The organism is Rosenbergiella nectarea, assembly GCF_900111105.1.
GTDB classification, from domain to species: Bacteria; Pseudomonadota; Gammaproteobacteria; order Enterobacterales; family Enterobacteriaceae; genus Rosenbergiella; species Rosenbergiella nectarea.
Map to the genome: position 1 here is coordinate 1 of NZ_FOGC01000014.1, position 20,464 is coordinate 20,464.

A 20,464-nucleotide genomic window follows, 5' to 3' on the forward strand; every position below is an offset into this window, starting at 1 on the left:
CTGGGCTTGTCGTCGGCTCTGGGCTTGTCGTCGGCTCTGGGCTTGTCGTCGGCTCTGGGCTTGTCGTCGGCGTAGGAACGGGGATAGGTAAATTAGGCAGTGGAAGTGGTAAGGCTATCGCGCCTTTCAACGCCACCAATGCTGCCAGAGACGTCAGGGCCGCAAGACCGCCACCGCCACCGCCGCCACCGCACTCATCGTCGTCACCGGGATTCAGTTCAACCGAATCAGACTGTATAACCACTCGTTCCTGACCGATAATTTTGATCACCTTTCCGGTCAGAATCAGCTCCCCACCGGTACCAAACTCAAGGTGTCCGCCACTGATTAAGGAGGCAGCTCCGCCAATCTCCTTCTGCCAAGCTCCGCCTACAGACATAGCATGATAGCCGCCAACGTTGACAAGACTTGCACCACCAATGTTTTTATCATCAACACCCCCCACGTTAACCGCGCGCGCGCCGACTATAGTCGATATTTGGGCCGCGCCAACGCTTAGCATGGATGCTGCGCCGATCGACGTGATACTCATCCCTGCCACATTCTTATTATAATCTTTCGCTATGACCTCACTGCGGCTGTCACCGACCTGCAGTACTGAGTTAGCACCTATAACATGCTTTTCATCATTTTTAGTCAGGCGGGACATATCTCGTTCAGCCTGTTCCCAATAATTTTCCATACCGGGCTTATCTTCAAAACGAACACCATTATAGTTGGTCTTGCCGCCGCCCAGCGTGCGGCTGATTAGCCCACTCTGAGTGGCATTGCCCGGTAGGTCCCAGGGGGGGCTGGTGATATTGTTGTAAAGGCTGCCAATAATCAACGGCCTATCAGGATCGCCATTGATAAAATCAACGATGACCTCCTGATTGATACGAGGTATATAAAGCCCACCAAAACTGTTTCCTGCCCAAGCCTGACTGACCCGAATCCAGCAAGAGTCACCATCGTTATTTTGACCGTATCGATCCCACAGAAAGCGCACCTTTACGCGACCATAGCTATCGGTCCAAAGCTCTTCTCCCGCGGGGCCCACGACAATCGCATTCTGAGGCCCATGCGTACGGGGCCTAGCAATAGTTTGCGGATGACGATAGATCTTTGTTGTCGGCTGAACGGTAAAATCACATTCAACCGAGAAATCCCACTGCTGAGAACGCTGTTCGATTTCCTGAATAATCAACCGGCTGGAAATAACCATGTATTCCCTGTTAGCCTTATTAATTGGATGTCCTTTAAGGGTAAAATTGATCCCGCAAGCTAGGCCGCGTAGTTCACCATTACCCGAAGCACGCGATCCCTGTGCACCCAGTTCTTCAATACGTACCCGCGCCAGTTTTTCCCCAATATCAGGCTGATCGTAATCCCCCGGCCACTGGTATATTTCCATATCATTAAAATGGGTTTTGCGAGGCTTGACGTCCATCGCCAAAATGTCTGCACGCGATTTGGTAAAGTCATAATCATTGGTTACCCAGCGACCACTCGTCAGGGCTTCTTGATGAGTTAATTGTCGAACATATTCTTTATCTGCCTTGGGCGTTTCAGGTAGATAGTGAATAACCTTGTAGGCCTGACTGTCACTGTATCGGTGTGCACCGACGTGATCGACAAGCACCAACTTATGCTTACCGTCATGATGTTCAAAAAACCAGTATATGCCCCACTCTTCCATCAGGCGCTGAATGAAAGCGAAGTCAGTTTCACCATATTGTACTTGGAAGTCGAGTGCAGGGTAGACGTCCGTCAAGCGTCGCTCATAAGCAAAATTATAGTCGGACAACACCTCATCAATAATTTCTACGACATTTTTAGCCTGAAAGATCTTAAAATCGGTGGTCAGCTCGGCAAGAAAAAGCCACGGGCGTAAAATAATCTCATACATGGCCTGAGAGGCATCTCGGCCCACGTAGCGTGCTTTTTCTACCAGACCGGAAATTTCCCGAATACTTTTTCCCTTTCCACGCGAAGTACCTAAACCATTGCCATCCAGCTCAATAGTTATCGTCATTTCCTTACCGATCAACGCTTTCAGATCAATATTTGACGCGGTTTGCCAAGGAATATCAGGGTCGTCAGGTGTTTTCACCGTCAGTGTATAAGTGTAGAGCGTGGAGAATGCTTCTTCACCCTCAAGTTTTGTCAGCACTAACGCAGGCTGGTTTACTAACCTGGGGATGGCCGAGCTATGTAACATAATTGTTCGCGACATAGTGTTACCTACTAACCTGTGAATATCGCAAAGTGCAACTATCGCACTTCATCAATGGGACGTACCGTTCTGATAGTGTTGAGAATCGAGCACCCTACCAAAGCGGCTTTGACGCCAAAACCAGACAGACATATCGCTGGCCGTACAGCGAGGCCAGTTAAACCACGGCATATGGCAAACACCGTGTAATTCGTTCAGCCACTCATCCGCTTCGCAGCGAACGCTGCATAGCTGACTAAACAGAGGGGATTGCGCAGGCAGCCAGTCAGCAAGCTTGCCATTGACCTGAACCTGCTTCAGGCCTGAGAGCATAAAGCAGGCCTCGTGGATTTCTTTTCGCTGTAACGTACTTGCGCCGCCGTGCAGCAGAGGTAATAGCACCCGGGCAAGCCAGAACGGCAGGCCGATCGGAGACACTAACTGCTTGAGGATACGCCGATGGCTAATGCGTACGTAAAGTAGTTGCGATACGCCGACATTAGGTGATACAGGCGGCAAAAAAGCCCCTACGATATAGGATTTGTACAGCCTTTCACTTTCAGGCATGACAAAGCACCAGGGATAACCCTCGAGCTCGCGGGCATCGACCAGCGGTAAAGGCAGACGCCTAATCAGCGTGTTGAGGCGCTCAACGATGTTCCGCGCACGTCGGTATCGCCAAGGTATCAGGCGTATTAAGGCTGGCGGCCCGCTCAGCCATGCGATAATACGCACAGGGAAAAATAGGCGCTTGATCATAAGGCATCGTCCTGTGTGCCGGTCTCAGGGCAACGGAAGTCGCGCAGCACATCACCCGGCATCGCACCGTTTACCGCCAGTCCGTCCAGCTGCAGTTCGACGCGTTTTTTTCCGTTACCCCACTGCAGCAGTAGATTACCATCAGGCGTATCGCGAATTGTTTCGGCCGCATCCAGCCAGTGCAGTAGCGCCCAAGGACCCTGCCAGTGCAAATCAGGTAATGCACCCGCCTGATCCTCACGCAGTGCCATACTAATTTCACTCCCCTGACGTACCGCAGACCAGTTCAACGCTTGCACCGTTAATGGACCGTGGGCATATTTCAGCGCTTCACCGTTGAAACTAAGAATAAACTCCCTGACCTCCGGCGCGAGAAAGCGTACCGTGGCAGAGAAATTCAGCGCCGGTTTTTGGTTATCATCGCCAGAAAAGAACAGAGCACGAATCGCGGCTGCCTGCTCAAAAAAAGCAAGCCCCTCAGTATTGCTGGTGCCTTTGAAACGCCACGGGTAATGTGAAGTATCCACTTTTTCTGCCAGGTTCTGCTTGAACCAGCTGTCGACGATGCCGCCCGGGGCAAAGAACCTGACAAAATCTGGCACAGAAACTTCACGCTTGCTGTCAGCAAAGGGATAGCGTCCCTGAAAACTACGGCGGCAGACCTCCCCCAATCCGTCACCAATCGCCGCTGTACTGCGTGCAATATCTCGCTGCTGCACTTTGTTGAAGGTGGCTGATAGCAGTGGGGAGACCACATTTCTGACCGCAGCGGGCCAGGTATCTTCCTGAGCCCCCATTTGCGCACTCTCCAGCGCCATCTGCTGGCCACCGATATTAGCAAACGCGCTGTTATAGACCACAAAGCGCGTATACTGATCGCGCAGCAACATTAGTACACCGTTCAATCCATTTCCCTGAGCCTGAAGAAACTCTGTGGGCCCACTCTCTTTCGTCGTGTCACCCAGTACGAAGGTGCGCAGAGCAGCGAATCGATCGTCGAGCAGCTGTTTGATCAGCGACCGGTCGGCAAATCCCTTATTCACTACCGTACTCAGTTTATTATTTCCCGGCAAAGACCCGCTGGTCAGCACTGTCTCATTGGCCACGCGCTGAAAAACAGTGGTTAAGGGAGAATGGTCACTAACCATTGTGCGTAACAACGCAATGTTGAGAGCAATATCGGTCGCCCCACCAGATTGTCCCTCCTCCAGTGAGATCAGCTGCAAATTATCGAGAAAACGCTGCCAGTAAGTCGCATAGTTCTGCAGGTATTGGGTCAGCACACGGTTATGGAGATCTGCCAGACTTTTCAAGCCTGTGGTTTCTCCCATAACCCAGCTATCTTCACGCTGTAACAACAGTAGTGACGTCAGCATTTTTTTTTTAACCACTTGCTCCCAGCCAGCGTGCGTATAAAGACCAGGGATCCCCTTCTGGTTAAGTTCGCTGTCGCTAAGATAAAAGAGTTGCGGAGACTCAGAGCCGGTTATCGCCTGCAACGTCAGATTCGCTGGCGCGCTTTTTGCGCTGTCATGTTCTATGCGCTGCCAGAGGCGCGCGCTTTCATCCTTTTCACCCAGCCGCGCCCGCGCCCGAGTAATTAAGGTGTCATCCGCAGGTGATAGCGATTTCTGCCAGGTTTTAAGGTTAAAGAGATCGTTAAGATAGCTCTGCAGAGGTTCAACATCGACCACGCCGCTAAACGTACGGCTTTGTAGCCAGCTATCACTTAATTGACTGACCAGCCAAGCGTAATCCCCCTTGGTGCTCCGGGTTAACATTAGATAGCTTTTTAACGCCGTCCAGACACGTTGGTCGTCGGAGGAGTTCAGCGCAAGCTGCAAATCGTCGTGTGCCTTTTTAACCAGTTCAGGGAGCAGATAGTGTTGTAATACGAAGTGGTAGAGTGAATCAGCCCCCGCAGCAATGGAATACCCGGTGTAAAGTCCATAACGCCACTGCTGATCAGGATCGTTGAGGTTCAAACCAGGGTACTTTGCTAGCGCCCGTGTTGTGCTAAGCAGAGGCATTAGCTTATTTACGGCTTTTTCATCTGTGTAATTTTCCAGCTGAAGCGCCACCCGGCTAAGCTTTTTATCCAACGCATTAAGATAGCCATGGTTAAGCTGATAACTGTTGCACAGTGCGAGCGTAAGCCATATCGCCCCTCCCCAGCAGGCAAGATGCCCAAACAGATTTTTCAGACGGCTGGCTGCATGTCGCTGCAAATTATAGCGGACCAGATCGCCGTCGCGGCCAATCACTTCGCCGAAAAGTTGCGTCAGGAAATAGTGTTTGCTCCAGGCATTTTCGCTTAGAAGCACCTGCTCTTCACTGAGCGATCGTTTATCAGAAGGCAAAGAGGACAACTTTCCGTCGCGAACCAACTGATGCCAGCGTTGTAATAGCGTTTGATTATTAAACAGTGAAAAGCTCTGTGGCTGACAACTGCTAGTGAAATAGACGCCACGCAGCGCAGAAAAAACGTCAGTTTCATCATACCGTGAGGCAAAGAAGATATTATTGACCATCTCGTTGACTATGCTAGCAAGCTGGGCAAAATCATCGGGAAAGGCATACAGTCGCTTGCGATCGCCCAAGTCATACTCCTCCTGCTGACGTAGATAAACCGCGCTACTCAGACGATGATGCAACAGGTCAAATTCCTGCTTGAGCTGGTGATGGAGATTTTGTGAGGCGTGCGGCAACGCTTTTTCCCAGTCGAGTGTGACTCCCCATATTTGCTCTCTTTCAGCGAGCGTCAGATTGCGGAAAAAATCTGTAAAACCGTTAAGTAGGTCGAGTTTCGTTACAATTACATAGATCGGGAAACGTACGCCAAGCTTTTCGCGGGCTTCGCTGATCCTTCCACGCAGTGCAGCAGCCATCGCTAGACGCTCAGTCTGGGTTTTGTGCAGAATATCTTCAACGGATAGCGTGACAATCGCCCCATTAATCCCCTGAGTAGGACGACTTTTTTTCAGCGCAGACAGCAGACTACTCCATTCCTCTTCGCCGTCGTTCGTTTCACTGACGAATCGGCCCGCCGTGTCAATAAAAACAGCTTGGTTAGTAAACAGGCATTCACAGCTACCGGTTGGCGGAGCCTCACTGTTTTTACGTGACAGTTGCTCAGGTAAGGGAAAATCCTGACCCGAGGAGAGTAGCAGCGCTGTCTTGCCTGCAGACGGCGCGCCCAACATTAAAAACCACGGAAGCGTGGCGCGCCGCAGCCCAAAAAAGCGCTGCCAGCGAGGGATTACCTGCTGTATCTGGCGCATATATTGCATACCCCGGGCCACTGCCGTGTGAATAGCCGTATTTGCTTGCGCGGCATTCTTCTGCGTAGAGGACGGTTTTTTTATCCACCGGCTTAGCAGTGCTGGGTTACGTGCTAGGGCCTGTAATAAACGCCAGACACCGTAAGTCAGCGCCACGAACGCCACCACAGCCATCAGCAGCAGGCGATGGCCGGGTAGCCTAAGCGGATAGCCCTTACCGACCAGTAGCCAAGGACCTGCAACCCAGATAAGCGCCAGCACTACCAGCGTCAGCGATATAAACAGAGGTAAGCGCAGCCAGTATGCCATCAATACTGAAGCCAGCATGACGACCACGATAATACGGGAGGATACCGGTTCAAGAGGCCTAGCCTCACCAAATCCCAGCCAAGGGCCGAGTAACCAACAGGCCGCGGTCAGTAACACACAGAGTGTGATCAGTAACACCCGTGGCCAGATAACCCCAGAAAACAAACGATTTAACACTGACATGGTGTATCCATTAATAATTTACAAAGATATCTACACGGCGATTCTGAGCACGCCCAGCCGGGTTACGATTGCTGGCGACAGGATTGCGATCGCCCACCCCCGCACTTTGAACATCCGCTTTCGATAAGCCGTTTTTTAAAAAGATCTGTGCCACGCTATCGGCACGCTTTTCTGACAGCACCTGATTGTCGGGTACGCCGGGACGACTGATTGGCATAGCATCGGTGTAGCCAACAATGCGTACTTTGCCGTTAAGCCGTTGGACCGCACGGGCAATCTTCAGCAGCAATTCAACTCTTGCAGGCATAATCTCCGCTGCACCGACGGCGAAATTCGCATCACCCGGCAGGGTAACGATGCCCTGATGCGCCTGCTCTTTGACCTGAACCAGCCGGTTGGCAATTTCATCTTTCAACAGATCGCTAAGGCGAAGGTCAGTGGTGGTGGGCGCAGCGTTTTGCTGGGAGTGCTGTAATGCAGTCATCCTGGATAGCTCGTGGCTTTCAGGCTCTAGCAGCAGATATTTGCACCCTATAAAGCTACCAATACACAGTACCAACGTCAGCAGCAGCGATACGCGCACCGGAATAATCGTCAACCGGCGTTTTTTAGGGTTGCGCAGTGGCAGAACATGTGAAGCGAGTGCGGCCGGAATGCTGTCCCGGGTACTTTGCAATAGCGTAAGCATACGCTGGCGAATTTTGGTTAGATGGCGATCACCGTTCTCAATAATGCTATAACGACCCTCGAAGCCGAGCCCGAGAATGCGCAGCAGAATCTCCAGTACGTCAGCATATTCATGAGGCGTCATAGAAAGACGCCCGACCAGCAGAAAAAATTTGTCTCCGCCGTCGCTGTCACCTTCAAAATGGTTCAGCAGATTATTGTGGGACCAGCCATACTCCTGCCCCCAAGCTTTTGCCAAGGCCGCCTCATCAAGCGCGGTACAGAGACAGAAGCGCACTATGGCCATCTTTTTCCATGAGATATCCACCTCATCGCACACTACGCCGAACAAGGAAATTTCAGCTTTGAGTCCCTCCTTCAATAGCAGCATTTGTTCACGATTGTGGAGGTTTTCCGGCATTTCGCTCAGTACACGCAGAAGCGGCTGGGCTGCTTCTAGCAGCGGTTCGCTCGCGGCCGTCACCGTGGCGACGCGTTGCTGAACGCTTTCCGTGCGAAGTTGTGTAGCGTCATAACGCAACTGTGCGCCGGGAGTAGAGTTAACTTTCAGTTTATCCGCAGAGAGCGATTCAGCAGGCAACGCCTCATCCAGCAGGAAATGCCCTAATGCTTGATCGCTTGCTGTATTCTCTCCGCCTGTTAAAAAGGAAAAGTCATCCATTGGGTCGAGATCACTGCTAGCACTCATTAGTCTCTGATACCCCATAGTTCGATTTTAAGCTCAGTAAAGTCACCCGCGACATGCAGAGCAAGGGCCCCCGTGTTGGCAATTTTGTCCCAGAACGGACCGCTAGTAATTAACTCGAAATAGACATATCCGGCGCTATAGGGGATCTGTCTTGGCGGTACCGGCAAAGCACGCAGAGTCAACCCCGGCAGATGCGAACGTACAAGATCGTGGAGCTGTGTAGGAGCGCTAAGCTTGGCCTGAAGCGCGAACTGGTGGCGCAGCACGTCAAGCGGCATCTGCGCATGAACGGCGAGCACCAACCCTGAGAAATCAAGCAACTCACGCGGCAACATGCTCGCCGACCATACGCCATTACCCCGTAACTCTAGGGGAATAGTCTGCCCGGCGCGGACCAGAATCTGATTAAGCATTTCATGAATATCGTCCACCAGAGGGCGCAGTGATGCGTAAAGGTCAGCGTGGTTATAGCCGGGAATAGCACGCGGGCGGCGAGTCTTGGTCCGCACAAAAGTAGAGAGTTCGCTGGCAAAAGTAGCCAGCGATTCATAAAACGCTATCGGCGCAAGTTCTGGAATATGGCGCAGATGATCCAGCACAGTTTCATATTTATTGAATATCTGCAACAGCAGATAATCGACGATTTCGGCACTGGCACTGGCCCGACCGTCGCTATTAGAGAGTCTGGCAGCCAGCGTTTCCGCGCGCATCTTAACCAGTGCATTAAGATGGGTGAGCCATTCAACCAACAGCGGGTTGGCCGCACAAGCGGTGACTGGCGGCACATAGTCGTCGGTATGAAGCAGTATGCTGCCGTCGGGTTGTATCGCACGCACGCGTACCAGCGGCAGGCCAATCCATGAGGCTGTCATTTCGCTTTCGGAGACCAGCGCTAGCCGTAGCGAGGCCAGCTGTACCGGTTTCGGCCCCTGACGAATAACATTCGTGTCGCTCAATTCTGTTTCAAAGGCACAAAAACGGGCCAGTGAGCTTTGGTCGGCGTCATCAAAGATGGTCTCATCGGTGTTATCCAGACGCAGCGGTACCGCTAGGTAGATCACTTTATTGAGATGCTCAGCGGTAATGGTTAACGGTTCAGGACTGCTGGCATGGCCTGGAATATCAAACGGTGTGCCATCGGGCAGCACGCCCCAGCCTGAACGAAGCACCAGTTTGCCGTAAGAGAGTGCCTCGTGGTCTATTTCGTAATGGGAAAATCCCCAATAAAATGGCGTAATGGTTGACGCACGCTTGTGAGCGTAATACTCAAGATAGCGCTCCTGCTGCTGAAAAAGCTGTGGTCGCAAAAACAGGCCTTCACTCCATACGACTTTATTTGTTCTCACTTTCTATTATTCCCTTTCGGATTGTCGTCGCTTGTCTGTCCATATAAACCGTGACAGAGGGCAGCGTTGTTTTATTAGCTGACCAAAAAAATGAATACCATTTATCGGGTGGGTTTTTCGGTAATGGAAATACTGTTCGCCAAGTAGCGTGAGAAATATCCCGATAACCGCTTACCACACCGATATAATTAACCCCCTCTTTTGCCGTCAGAGTAATGCGCTGATGCTCTCCCGGTTTAAGGATATAAGCTCCGGCTTTACTACTTTGCGCTTTGAGTTCTGATGAAGGCGTTTCAACAAGGGCGAAATAATCACTATTCACAAATGCTTCAGTTTGTTTGAGTTGGAAAAGAGTCACGCTTAACGGATTCGCCTGACCCTGCTCATTCTGATTAATGTCATCGCCAGCCTGAAGTTCAACGACAAAATTTTCTGCCGGGGGAGTTTCTGGGGCTGACGATGAGCATGCCGCCAAACACAGCAGCGAGCAGAGAACGCCGCCCTGCCTCATAAAATTGAATATTGAATTCGTCACTATTTAACCCTAATAAACCTGCTGCATCGGCAGCAGGCTAGTTACAAGCCAGGATTATCCCAGCTGATTGGCCTTAATATCGTAGGTCGCAGAAATAACGCCAGATTTATGGCCTTCAGCATTCTGCATTACGTATTCGTTAGACATTTTAGTAAAGGAGAAGCGCACGCGTTCACGTGGACGAGCCTCGTCTTCAGCACAGCCCCCCATATCAACGCCAGTAATAATTACATCGGTAAATGTGATGGTTAAATAAGTAAGAGGATCTCCGCCCGCTTTACGAATAACGAACTTAATATTTTTAATATGCTTTCCTGATAGACAGTAGCTCAGTAAATTTGGACTTGCTTTGTCAGTGTAATGTTCAAAGCAGAAATCAGAAACGCTGGCTTTACCCGAACCACCACCGGATCCACTGTGCATATTTGAACGTTGAGAGACATCCCAATTCCAAGAAAGCACCTGGATTTCATTTTTATGCTCTGAATCTAAAGACTCACCTTCAATACCATCAATTTTAATAAAAATATCCTGTGACATTTTAATTCTCCTAAGGTTAATAACCCATACTTAACAGTAAGGGACGTGACAAACTCTCCTTAATAAATAAGGAAACTCACGGATATAGCGATATTGCTATGGGTAAATCAAAAAAATAATTACTTTAGGCAACGTCCTTCACTGAAGGTAATTTAGCAACCATGCGCAGCGAAACGGTCAGCCCTTCTAACTGAAAATGCGGACGTAAAAAGAATTTAGCTTGGTAATAACCGGGATTACCTTCAACATCCTCAATCATCACTTCTGCGGCTGCCAGTGGACGGCGAGCCTTAGTCTGTATAGAGGAGTTAACCGGATCGCCATCAACATAGTTCATCAGCCAGTCGTTAAGCCAACGCTGCATCTCTTCGCGTTCTTTGAATGAGCCAATTTTGTCGCGCACTATACATTTCAGATAATGTGCAAAACGCGAGCAGGCGAAGAGGTAAGGCAAGCGTGCTGACAGGTTTGAGTTGGCGGTTGCATCAGGATCATAATACTCCATTGGCTTCTGCAGCGACTGCGCGCCTATAAAGGCAGCATGAGTGCTATTTTTACGGTGTACCAATGGAATAAATCCATTTTTACCCAGCTCTGCTTCTCGACGGTCCGAAATAGCGATTTCCGTTGGGCATTTCATATCAACGCCACCATCATCGGTTGGGAAGGTGTGGCAAGGTAAGCCATCCACCACGCCACCGCTTTCCACACCGCGGATCAGCGTACACCAGCCGTAGTCTTTAAAAGACCTGTTGATGTTAACTGCCATCGCATAGGCGGCATTTGACCAGACATATTTACTGTGATCTGACCCATCAGTCGTTTCTTCAAAATGGAAACTGTCAACGGGATTAGTGTTAATACCATAGGGAAGACGAGCCAGAAAACGCGGCATCACTAAGCCGATATAACGCGAGTCCTCGGACTGACGCAGTGCATTCCATGCTGCGTATTCAAGATTCTGAGTAAAGATCTTGGTTAAATCGCGCGGGTTAGACAGCTCTTGCCACGACTCCATCTGCAGCACGCTGGGTGATGCACCGGCGATAAACGGCACATGTGCTGACGCAGCCACTTTGCTTATCGAGGTTAATAAGTCAACATCGGGCGCGGTGTGATCAAAGAAATAGTCTGCCACCAAGCAGCCATAAGGTTCCCCGCCTAACTGACCATATTCCGCTTCATAAACCTTCTTGAACAGCGGACTCTGATCCCAGGCAATACCGCGATAGCGTTTCATACTGCGCCGAAGTTCGTCTTTCGAGATATCCATAAAACGTAATTTAAGTTTCTCATCAGTCTCAGTGTTATTCACCAGATGATGAAGACCCCGCCACGCGCTTTCGAGCGTCTGAAATTCGCTGTGATGCAAAATCAGGTTGATTTGCTCAGAAAGCTTACGGTCAATCTCGGCTATAATAGAGGCAATGCTTTTATAAGCATCGTCAGATACCGTAACACTATTTGCCAGCGCTTGCTGTGCCAGTGTTTTGACTGCACCTTCCACCGCAGATTTAGTCTGCTCAGATTTTGCCTTAAACTCTTTGGTTAATAAGTGATTAAAATCATCAAAGGCAATATCTTTTGCAGCCGCCTGCTGCCAGGTTTCATTTTGAGATTCTGACATATTTCCCTCTCAACTAATCTTCTTGCTGTATTTCAGCAGCATCGTTTTTTTTCTTTGGCTCTGCAGCCAGAGCCTGTAGTAACGCATTATCTTTCAACAGATTCATTACTAGCTCTTCTGCGCCAGCTTTACCGTCCATATAGGTCTGAAGATTCGCCAGCTGTGTACGGGCTTCCAATAGCTGTGAAAGTGAATCGACTTTTTTGGCAATCGCGTCCGGTGCGAATTCGTTCATGCTCTCAAAAGTCATATCGACCATTAGCTGACCTTCACCCGTCAACGTGTTAGGCACAGCGAACGCAGCTCTTGGACGCATGGCTTTCATTCTTTCATCGAAGTTATCAATATCGATATCCAAGAACTGACGATCGGCCACGGAAGGCAGTGGCTCTACCGGTTTGCCGGAGAGATCAGCCAGAACACCCATGACAAAGGGTAATTCGACCTTTTTTTCTGATCCGTAAACTTCGACGTCATATTCAATCTGTACGCGCGGCGCGCGATTGCGAGAAATAAATTTCTGCGAGCTGTCTTTACTCACCCTTTCTTCCTTTTGTTGTTGAATTGCCGACACTACTACCCGCCGGACCTGTAAACACAGAGTCAGAAAACGATAAATTCGCCCCCTTCTCTATTTGTATATCAGTTCAATACCCGCAGTGGCCGAGACTTTTCCCGGGGTCACCGGGGTTTTAGCGAAATAAGAGACATTAAAATTGTACTGCACATCTCCACCACCTTGCGGAATGATATAATCCTGAATACTGGTGGTATCATTCAGCAGCATCTGTACGCCTGCACTATTTCTCAGTCGCAGCTGAGTTTCAGGGCTCATACCGGCAACTGAGCTGTTTTTTATATTTCCGGTAGCGTTATCGACTTGCGTCGAGGCAACGGAAATAAAATGAACACCGACGGTAACCGCCCCTGGACATTTCTTTAAAATCACCAAGAAAGATGTCGATCCGGCTTCGTCACCTGCATGCTGTAGCGAGGAGGACGAGACTGTAGGTAATGCGACGGTTTCATTCGCGCTACGATTGTCAATACTGATTTGACAAGTCTCCAGTTCGAAACGCCCCGTAAATTTGACCTGAATATCACAACTTCCTTTACACGATGGCGCCGCGGCATTAACGGGTGAATTACCAAGTACAAACAGTAAAATACTGGTGCACAATGTGCCGTTTACTAAGGCTGACATATCACCTCCATCCTGATCATGTTAGTTCCGGTTATCGGTAACGGTGCGCTCTGTGGAGTACAACTCAGTTTTGAACCGTCCACCTGGGCAAAGAGTGGCTGCCTGCTGTATTCCCAGCCACGAACGTAAGCCTGTCCCCCCTGACCGATAATTCCCTGGCTATCGCCTGCAGCGGACAACATATCTACCCCAATCGGTAGAAACTGGCCGCTACGATCTTTTACGGTCAGAATCATTGCCGTCCCCATCGAGGTTTTCATTTTGACCAACACCGCTGCACCCTGCCGTGGGATAACGGTTCTTTCATTTTCCATAACATCCACCGTATCCGGCAGATCGTGCAACCCAATTGATACGCTATTCTCTCGATAAGGGGTGAGCGAGGGAACGATGGCATAGCCCCAACGATCGATCCTGGCACCATAGCCGTTATTCACCCGTGCACCGCTGGCTCCTTCTGCCTCAATGATGGCAAACGGTTGTTCGCCCACCACAGGACCGGCGGTGATCCCACCGTGATGAGCCACCAGACTGCCATTGGCAGAAAGCGAGAACTGATTATTATTTCTGCTGTCGACCGTTGCGGTTGCACCGTATTGGCCTAAAGGCGTTTCGTAACTCATATTACCGTTCAGCACTGAAGTCCGTTTGGACACATTATCCTCACTCATACTGGCAGCAATACCGTATGACAATTCGTTTTGCGGCCCCTGAGAACCACTGGCCATGGTCTGAACCTGAGTGTCACCGCCTTTACCGTGGGTGACTGTACCGTAAAGTGAGCTAAACAGCGGCTGTGAAGAGGCTGTGGGCTGACCCAATGGCATCGAAATAGAGAAAATATATTGTTTATCTTCGCTACCCGATTGGGTTCTACTACGGGTGGTACTCAGGCTGTAGCTAAACAATCCAAGATTGTGATTAAACCGCAGCAAATATTGTCGGGAAGGCGTACGGTCTTCCCAGTAGGTATAATAAGAACCAGTAAAATCAAGCGATATGCGGTCAGTAATCCGCTGACTAACGGTAGCACTGAGGCGACGACGCGTACGGTAATCGGTATCCGTATCGGTATGGCTTATGCTATTTTTACTGAAGGTCTTATCCCTGTTGGCTTCACTGAGCGTGTAATAACCTGCCGATGAGTAACGATAGGCCGCCAGAGATAGCGACGTCTGGGAGCTGCTGAGATAGCGCAAAAACTGCAGCTGATAACTATTACCCGACGCGCGTGACTTTTCTAGTGGCTGGCTATTAGCGTGAATAACATCAAAGGTTATGCCACCTAATGCGGTGTTAAAAGCATTGCCAACGCCCAGTGCACGGTACTTCTCACTTAGCTGTACTCCGCCATAAAGTGTCCAGTTGCTGAATGCACCATAGCGATAAGTACCCTGGACTACGCGCGGGCGATGCTTGATATTTTCATCTTTAAGTTCACCGGCAGAGACAGAGAAATGGCTAATTCCCTTTTGTAAAATTAGCGGTGGTGAGGAGAAAGGGATGAGTTGAATACGCTCACGCCCGTTGGCTTCCTTTATAACCAGCTGAAGATCACCACCGTAGCCTAATCCACTAATATCTCTCAGTACGAAAGGACCTGGCGGAACCACCGTCTCATAGATCGATACGCCACGCTGCATAACCGTGACCTTTGCATTAGATTCTGCAATACCGGTTATCACCGGTGCGTAGTTATTCTGAGAATCGGGTAACATGCGGTCGTCAGAGCGCAACACAGCACCCCGCAGGCCAACACTGTCGAATAGCTCGCCGCTGGTATTGACATCGCCCAGTAGTCCCTCGCTTTTTAAGGTCGTGATATCGTGCGCAGCATAACCATAAAGATTTTGCCAATGTGTATTGCTACCAAGGCCGGTATTAAAACGCTTACGCAATCGCCAACCGGCAAAGTTGAAACCCGCGTTGAAAGCGAAAGAAGCCGTAGCGCGATCAGAATCGTTATTTTTATTTTGCAGTTGTGAGTAAACGTTTGCATTGTAATCGATGAAACCGGCAGTGATCCCTTGCTGCCAGCGTGCCGGATCTATGTATCCGCGTGGTACATAAGTTTGATTTACCTGCGGTACCTGTAGACTTAGCGTAAAATCCGCGCTGTTATAATAACTATGGGCTTGATCTATCCATGATTGAATCGGTTCACAACTGCTAGAGACGTTTTTTTCATGCAGCAATTTAATTCCAAGCAAGGTTAATTGCTCACGTGTCACGCACGCGACAGCGTTTTCATCCCCCTTTTGCTGACGAAATCTTATCTTATTTTGCCCTCGTCCTTCGCCATTAACCTTTACGAAAACGTCATAAACCCCTGGTGCGACAGGGTTACCTTTTCGGAACTTAGATAAGTCAATGTGACCACCATGGATAAATTCTGAGTTAAAATTCATCTCCTCTATCTTGCCAAGAGTATTTTCAGGATTCGATTTAGCGTCACAACAAAAAAACAAAGCGACAGCTATCACCACAGGGTTTGTAATATTCCCCGTGTGATGCCTACATCTTTTAATAGCTGTAAGATTCATAATCACTTTTATATTTCACTTAATCGTTCAACAGCAGATACTCAAGCAATAAATAATCTGAAGGATATAAATTTAGATAAGGAAGCCTATTGAGATTGCAACCCATTGATTTGACTCCAGATTAAATCATTCTCTACATTGACGCCTAAATCGTTAATAAAACTATATTTCAATCGTGAAAAGGATGTCACTCTTTGATCTGGAAAAAATACCGCTGAGCTTCTGGGGGCGAGCATAGACATTTTCATGTTAACTTGCTTATTATTAACAAACACAATTGCATCGTTGAATGAGAAATAGAAAGGCCCCGTATTTTCCACGCGAAAACCCGTGCCGTGAGCACTGTCTTTAATTACAGACCAATGCAGGAGAGTGGTGATATCGGGCATTTTTATTTTAGCTACGGCTGCCGGGCGATAAAATATTTTAATACGTGTACGGAAAGCAATATTAAGTTTTTGCTGAGCATTACTGGTATCCACTGGTGGGATCTCCAGAAGATTAAACCAAAAAACTGACTCCTTGTCCTGAGGTAAACTCATTCCATTGTAAATCAATTTCAAACTTTGCCCGCTATTAGGCTCCACTCTGAAAATAGGCGGTGTAACAATAAAAGGTATTTTGCTTTTATCAATATCTTCATTACTGGAACCATCATCAACCCAGACTTGTGAAAGAATAGGCTGATCCGTTCTATTTTTTGTTCGTACGGTAATTTCTTTTTCATTTCCCGGATAAATAATCCGAGTACCGACGATCGACATTCCTGCCCTACTACTTTGCATTGCAAGTAAAAATACGATACAACCTAATAAAAATTTAAACATGGACAGTTCCGTGAAATAAAACAGATAGTTGACTAAATAATACAGGTGCGTACTCTCATATTTCTATAAAAATACGCACGCTGCAACCCGTGTAATTTAGTTGTAAGCTAATGAATAGGCGACCGTCGCAGTCACGTATCCAGCAACCGCTGGGGCAGTAGCAAAATACGAAGCAACGTATTCCATCGTTGCCTCTCCACCGCTAATTTGTACAAATTGCCCGTCTGTACCGCCAACTTCCACTTGACTTGCTCCACCCTTGTCGAAGAGCCTGATTTGAACATTTTTTGCTGCTGAAGTTGGAGGGGTGGTAGTAGTACTACCTTGAAAAACGTTGGTCAAGTTATGGGTTATTACATCGTATCCGGTTGTACCATTGTTGGCTTCAAAGTGTGCAGTAACACTAGTAAGTGTGCTAGGACATTTTTCCACCTTAATGGTAAACACTTTAGAGCCCGCAATTTTTCCATTTAAATTTAAACTATCAACGGAAACTGACGGTAGCTTAATAACTTGATTTTCATCACCTGATTTAATGGAACAGGTTTGTGCTTTAATTTCGCCATTAAATTTCACTATCCCGTTCGGGGTGGCTGCATAGGCTCCAGGCGTAAGCATAAAGGGTAAAAAATAGAGTATGTGTCGCTTCGTAATCATTCTCGCAATCCTCAAATTTAATAAAATTTATATATATTAAAAAGTATTAACCCGCAGCAACCAATATGGTAATAGCTGATAACTTTCCAACACTCTGCATTGCCTTTCATGACAATTACTCTCCCCGGGGATTAATATTTTTTCTATTTTTATAAAAACAAAAAATCGATATTATAATTTTTTTTCTCAAGATGCTTTTTTATATCTCACCTAACTATTCTGACCACAAATTTACCTGAAGAAAAATTAAGCTTTACCGTTAAACCGCGTATTTCAGTCTGGTGTTGCAATATTGTCTTACTCAATAATGGCATAATTGTCTGTTCAATATAGCGAATTAGTGCACGTCCTCCGGCATCTGAAATCCCGCACTGAGTTATTACCTGCTGGACCGCAGCAGTAGTGTAAATAAATGATGCTTGATGCTGTGTAACTAACCGCTGACCAATCTGATTCAAATAGAGCTCAACAATCCGCTTAAGAGAATCTATTTGTAATGGAAAATAAGGGACAACGGTCACCCTGCCTAAAAAGGCGGCAGGAAAAACGCTAAGCAGCTCAGGTTTGAGCTTATTCAATAACGCCTGACTCTCTGGCAGTTTTTCAGCATTACTACAGTGCTGCATGATCATGTCACTGCCAATATTACTCGTCAGTAATAATATGGTATTTTTGAAGTCAATTTGTCGCCCTTCACCGTCTTCCATCTGGCCTTTATCAAATACCTGATAGAAAAGCTCGTGCACATCCGGATGGGCTTTTTCAATTTCATCAAGTAGCACCACACTATAAGGTTTCCTGCGTACTGCTTCAGTCAGTACTCCGCCGTTACCATAGCCAACGTAGCCCGGTGGCGAACCCTTTAGTGAAGAGATTGTGTGCGCTTCCTGAAACTCACTCATATTAATGGTAATCAGATTTTGCTTACCGCCATACAGGCTGTCAACGATTGCCAGTGCGGTCTCTGTCTTACCCACGCCAGAAGGTCCTACCAGCATAAACACGCCCAGCGGCTTGCAAGGGTCGGCCAGACCTGCTCGCCCGGTCATAATGCTCTCGCTGAGCTGAGTAAGTGCCGCTTTCTGACCGATAACACGCTCACTGAGACGCTGAGGTAGCGTCATAACTTTCTGCACATCATCTTTCAACATCTGTCCGACAGGAATAGCAGTCCAGTCGCCGACAATACGTGCTATCACGTCTTCATTGACTTCCGCATGGACCAGGTGTTCTTCCTGTCGTAGCTGGCTTAACCTATTTTCTTCTGTTGTTAACTGCTTACGAAGACCATCGGCAACCTCGCCGTCGCCATCTGAACGGCATGCAATAATCTGCTGACGCAGCGAGATAATAGTCTCCGTAGCATGTTGTTCAGCGCGCCAGCGTTCAGTAAGAACAGCAATCTTCCCTTCAAGCTCCTGGAGTTCAGTCTTTAGCTGGACTAGGCGCTCATTCTGACCTTTCCCAAATTGACCCGCTTTTTCCAGCAATGAAAGCTCTGTTTGAGCACTCTGGTACTGCCACTGCAGCGTATTAAGCTGCGCAGGTGGAGCGAACTGAGCAATAGCAACACGAGCGCAGGCTGTGTCCAGCAAGCTAATGGCTTTATCAGGTAGCTGCCTAGCAGGAATATAGCGCTGTGACAGGGAGACTGCTGCTTGTGCCGCCTCATCCATAATCCAGACACCATGATGTTTTTCCAACGAGGGGATAAGGCTGCGAAGCATGGCAATCGCGCGGGCCTCATCCGGCTCATCGATCTGCAGAACCTGAAAACGTCTCGTCAGTGCAGGATCTTTTTCGATATGCCGTTTGAACTCACTCCAGGTCGTTGCACCGATTGTTCGCAACTGACCACGTGCCAGCGCAGGTTTCAATAGGTTGGCGGCGTCCCCAGTCCCCGCATTTCCACCCGCACCGACCAGCGTATGCACTTCATCAATAAACAACACCACGGGTCGTATAGAGGCGATTGCTTCATCCAGCACAACTTTGAGCCGAGCTTCAAATTCACCTTTCATGCTGGCACCCGCTGAAAGGGCCATAACATCTAATGACAGTAAGCGGACGTCACGCAACGCGGGGGGGACGTCACCCGAGGCAATAGCCTGAGCGAGACCCTCAACCACTGCCGTTTTTCCTACCCCTGCCTCACCGGTCAGCAGTGGATTATTTTGTCTCCGCCGCAGCAGAATATCGGCCATACTGGCAATTTCGCTCTCACGCCCCAGTACTGGATCGATTTTTCCTTGTCGAGCTAGCTCGGTCAAATCAGCAGTATATTTTGCTAGCGTATCGCTTTCTGATTTTCTGAGCTGCTGGTCGACATCTACGCGTGCGGCAAGCGTTCCATCGTCCTCACTTCCTGCATCTTCGTCAGAACCATCAGTTATTTCTTTCAGTCTGGTCTGCAGCATCTCCAGATTGATGCTACCCAGTGCAGGAATGATCCTCAGTAGTGCACGTCGTAGTTCGCTGTGCGAAAGCATCGCCAGAATAAGATGCCCACTGCGGATACGGTTTTGCAAACACTCAAGGCTGGCACATATCCACGCCCTTTCGATCGATAGTTCTATATGCCATGAGAAATCATTAATTGATTGTGCCCCTGATGGAAGCTCAGTTAAGGTTGTTGCCAGGCCTCGCTCAATCACTTCAGCATCTAGTTCGAAAAACGTAACAATATTACGGAGATCGTTATTTCCTCCGAACCAAAGCTGATTGATCCAGTGAACAAGCTCAATATTTGGGTTGCCACGTAATTTACACAGGCCAGCAGCACTTTCGATGGATGAAAAAAGTGTTTTATTAAGCTTGCTAAATAGGTCTTTTCTCTGGATAGCCACGTCTCTTTCCTACTTAGAATTTTAATTATCTGTTTAATCTTTAATTAATCTTAACTCAAAATGAGGATAAAAATAAATAAAAACCCCCTCATCAGGATAAAGTTATAATAAAATTCCTATTTTATAAAAACCGAAATAAAATAACATAGTTTCCAATTGGGAAATGATTGAGATCTATTTCAGGAAAAGAAAATTAATCCTGTAAAATATCAATTATCTGTTTAGAAAATATAAATAA

General features: G+C 48.3%; 14 protein-coding genes. All 14 read right to left on the reverse strand.

Going from position 1 to position 20,464, the window contains the following annotated elements:
- Positions 1 to 2,215 (reverse strand): type VI secretion system Vgr family protein (locus BMX14_RS14490; protein WP_143056425.1); only part of this gene is annotated, 2,215 nt, incomplete at its 3' end.
- Positions 2,216 to 2,266: 51 nt separating this feature from the next.
- On the reverse strand, positions 2,267 to 2,953 hold the full coding sequence (locus BMX14_RS14495; protein WP_092677978.1) for a hypothetical protein: 687 nt from the start codon (positions 2,951 to 2,953) through the stop codon (positions 2,267 to 2,269).
- Positions 2,950 to 6,726: a type VI secretion system membrane subunit TssM gene (gene tssM / locus BMX14_RS14500; protein ID WP_092677980.1), complete on the reverse strand. Its 3,777-nt coding sequence runs from the start codon at positions 6,724 to 6,726 to the stop codon at positions 2,950 to 2,952. Before tssM ends, BMX14_RS14495 begins: the two co-directional genes overlap by 4 nt.
- Before the next feature lie 10 nt (positions 6,727 to 6,736).
- Positions 6,737 to 8,101, reverse strand: a complete 1,365-nt coding sequence (gene icmH / locus BMX14_RS14505; protein WP_092677983.1) for a type IVB secretion system protein IcmH/DotU — start codon at positions 8,099 to 8,101, stop codon at positions 6,737 to 6,739.
- Entirely contained in the window at positions 8,101 to 9,447 is a 1,347-nt protein-coding gene (tssK, locus tag BMX14_RS14510) for a type VI secretion system baseplate subunit TssK (RefSeq protein ID WP_092677985.1), read from the reverse strand. The genes icmH and tssK overlap by 1 nt, the downstream gene beginning before the upstream one ends.
- Entirely contained in the window at positions 9,434 to 9,982 is a 549-nt protein-coding gene (gene tssJ / locus BMX14_RS14515) for a type VI secretion system lipoprotein TssJ (protein WP_092677987.1), read from the reverse strand. Before tssJ ends, tssK begins: the two co-directional genes overlap by 14 nt.
- A 54-nt stretch (positions 9,983 to 10,036) precedes the next feature.
- Entirely contained in the window at positions 10,037 to 10,522 is a 486-nt protein-coding gene (locus tag BMX14_RS14520) for an Hcp family type VI secretion system effector (RefSeq protein ID WP_092677989.1), read from the reverse strand.
- 124 nt (positions 10,523 to 10,646) lie between these two features.
- Positions 10,647 to 12,149: a type VI secretion system contractile sheath large subunit gene (tssC, locus tag BMX14_RS14525; protein ID WP_092677991.1), complete on the reverse strand. Its 1,503-nt coding sequence runs from the start codon at positions 12,147 to 12,149 to the stop codon at positions 10,647 to 10,649.
- A 13-nt stretch (positions 12,150 to 12,162) separates the two neighbouring features.
- Complete coding sequence (gene tssB, locus BMX14_RS14530; RefSeq protein ID WP_092677993.1) at positions 12,163 to 12,690, reverse strand: type VI secretion system contractile sheath small subunit; 528 nt, start codon at positions 12,688 to 12,690, stop codon at positions 12,163 to 12,165.
- A gap of 90 nt (positions 12,691 to 12,780) precedes the next feature.
- Positions 12,781 to 13,353: a fimbrial protein gene (locus tag BMX14_RS14535; protein WP_092677995.1), complete on the reverse strand. Its 573-nt coding sequence runs from the start codon at positions 13,351 to 13,353 to the stop codon at positions 12,781 to 12,783.
- Entirely contained in the window at positions 13,341 to 15,761 is a 2,421-nt protein-coding gene (locus tag BMX14_RS14540; RefSeq protein ID WP_177173177.1) for a fimbria/pilus outer membrane usher protein, read from the reverse strand. Before BMX14_RS14540 ends, BMX14_RS14535 begins: the two co-directional genes overlap by 13 nt.
- 221 nt (positions 15,762 to 15,982) lie before the next feature.
- Positions 15,983 to 16,723: a fimbrial biogenesis chaperone gene (locus tag BMX14_RS14545; RefSeq protein WP_092677999.1), complete on the reverse strand. Its 741-nt coding sequence runs from the start codon at positions 16,721 to 16,723 to the stop codon at positions 15,983 to 15,985.
- Between the two features lie 96 nt (positions 16,724 to 16,819).
- Positions 16,820 to 17,380, reverse strand: a complete 561-nt coding sequence (locus BMX14_RS14550; RefSeq protein ID WP_092678001.1) for a fimbrial protein — start codon at positions 17,378 to 17,380, stop codon at positions 16,820 to 16,822.
- Between the two features lie 206 nt (positions 17,381 to 17,586).
- Complete coding sequence (gene tssH / locus BMX14_RS14555; RefSeq protein WP_092678003.1) at positions 17,587 to 20,226, reverse strand: type VI secretion system ATPase TssH; 2,640 nt, start codon at positions 20,224 to 20,226, stop codon at positions 17,587 to 17,589.
- Positions 20,227 to 20,464: the final 238 nt, after the last annotated feature.

Coding starts and splice junctions, on each gene's coding strand:
- BMX14_RS14545 (WP_092677999.1), bottom strand. CDS start 16,723: ATGTTTAAATTTTTATTAGGTTGTATCGTATTTTTACTTGCAATGCAA.
- BMX14_RS14535 (WP_092677995.1), bottom strand. CDS start 13,353: ATGTCAGCCTTAGTAAACGGCACATTGTGCACCAGTATTTTACTGTTT.
- tssC (WP_092677991.1), bottom strand. CDS start 12,149: ATGTCAGAATCTCAAAATGAAACCTGGCAGCAGGCGGCTGCAAAAGAT.
- BMX14_RS14520 (WP_092677989.1), bottom strand. CDS start 10,522: ATGTCACAGGATATTTTTATTAAAATTGATGGTATTGAAGGTGAGTCT.
- BMX14_RS14495 (WP_092677978.1), bottom strand. CDS start 2,953: ATGATCAAGCGCCTATTTTTCCCTGTGCGTATTATCGCATGGCTGAGC.
- BMX14_RS14540 (WP_177173177.1), bottom strand. CDS start 15,761: ATGAATTTTAACTCAGAATTTATCCATGGTGGTCACATTGACTTATCT.
- tssM (WP_092677980.1), bottom strand. CDS start 6,726: ATGTCAGTGTTAAATCGTTTGTTTTCTGGGGTTATCTGGCCACGGGTG.
- BMX14_RS14550 (WP_092678001.1), bottom strand. CDS start 17,380: ATGATTACGAAGCGACACATACTCTATTTTTTACCCTTTATGCTTACG.
- icmH (WP_092677983.1), bottom strand. CDS start 8,101: ATGAGTGCTAGCAGTGATCTCGACCCAATGGATGACTTTTCCTTTTTA.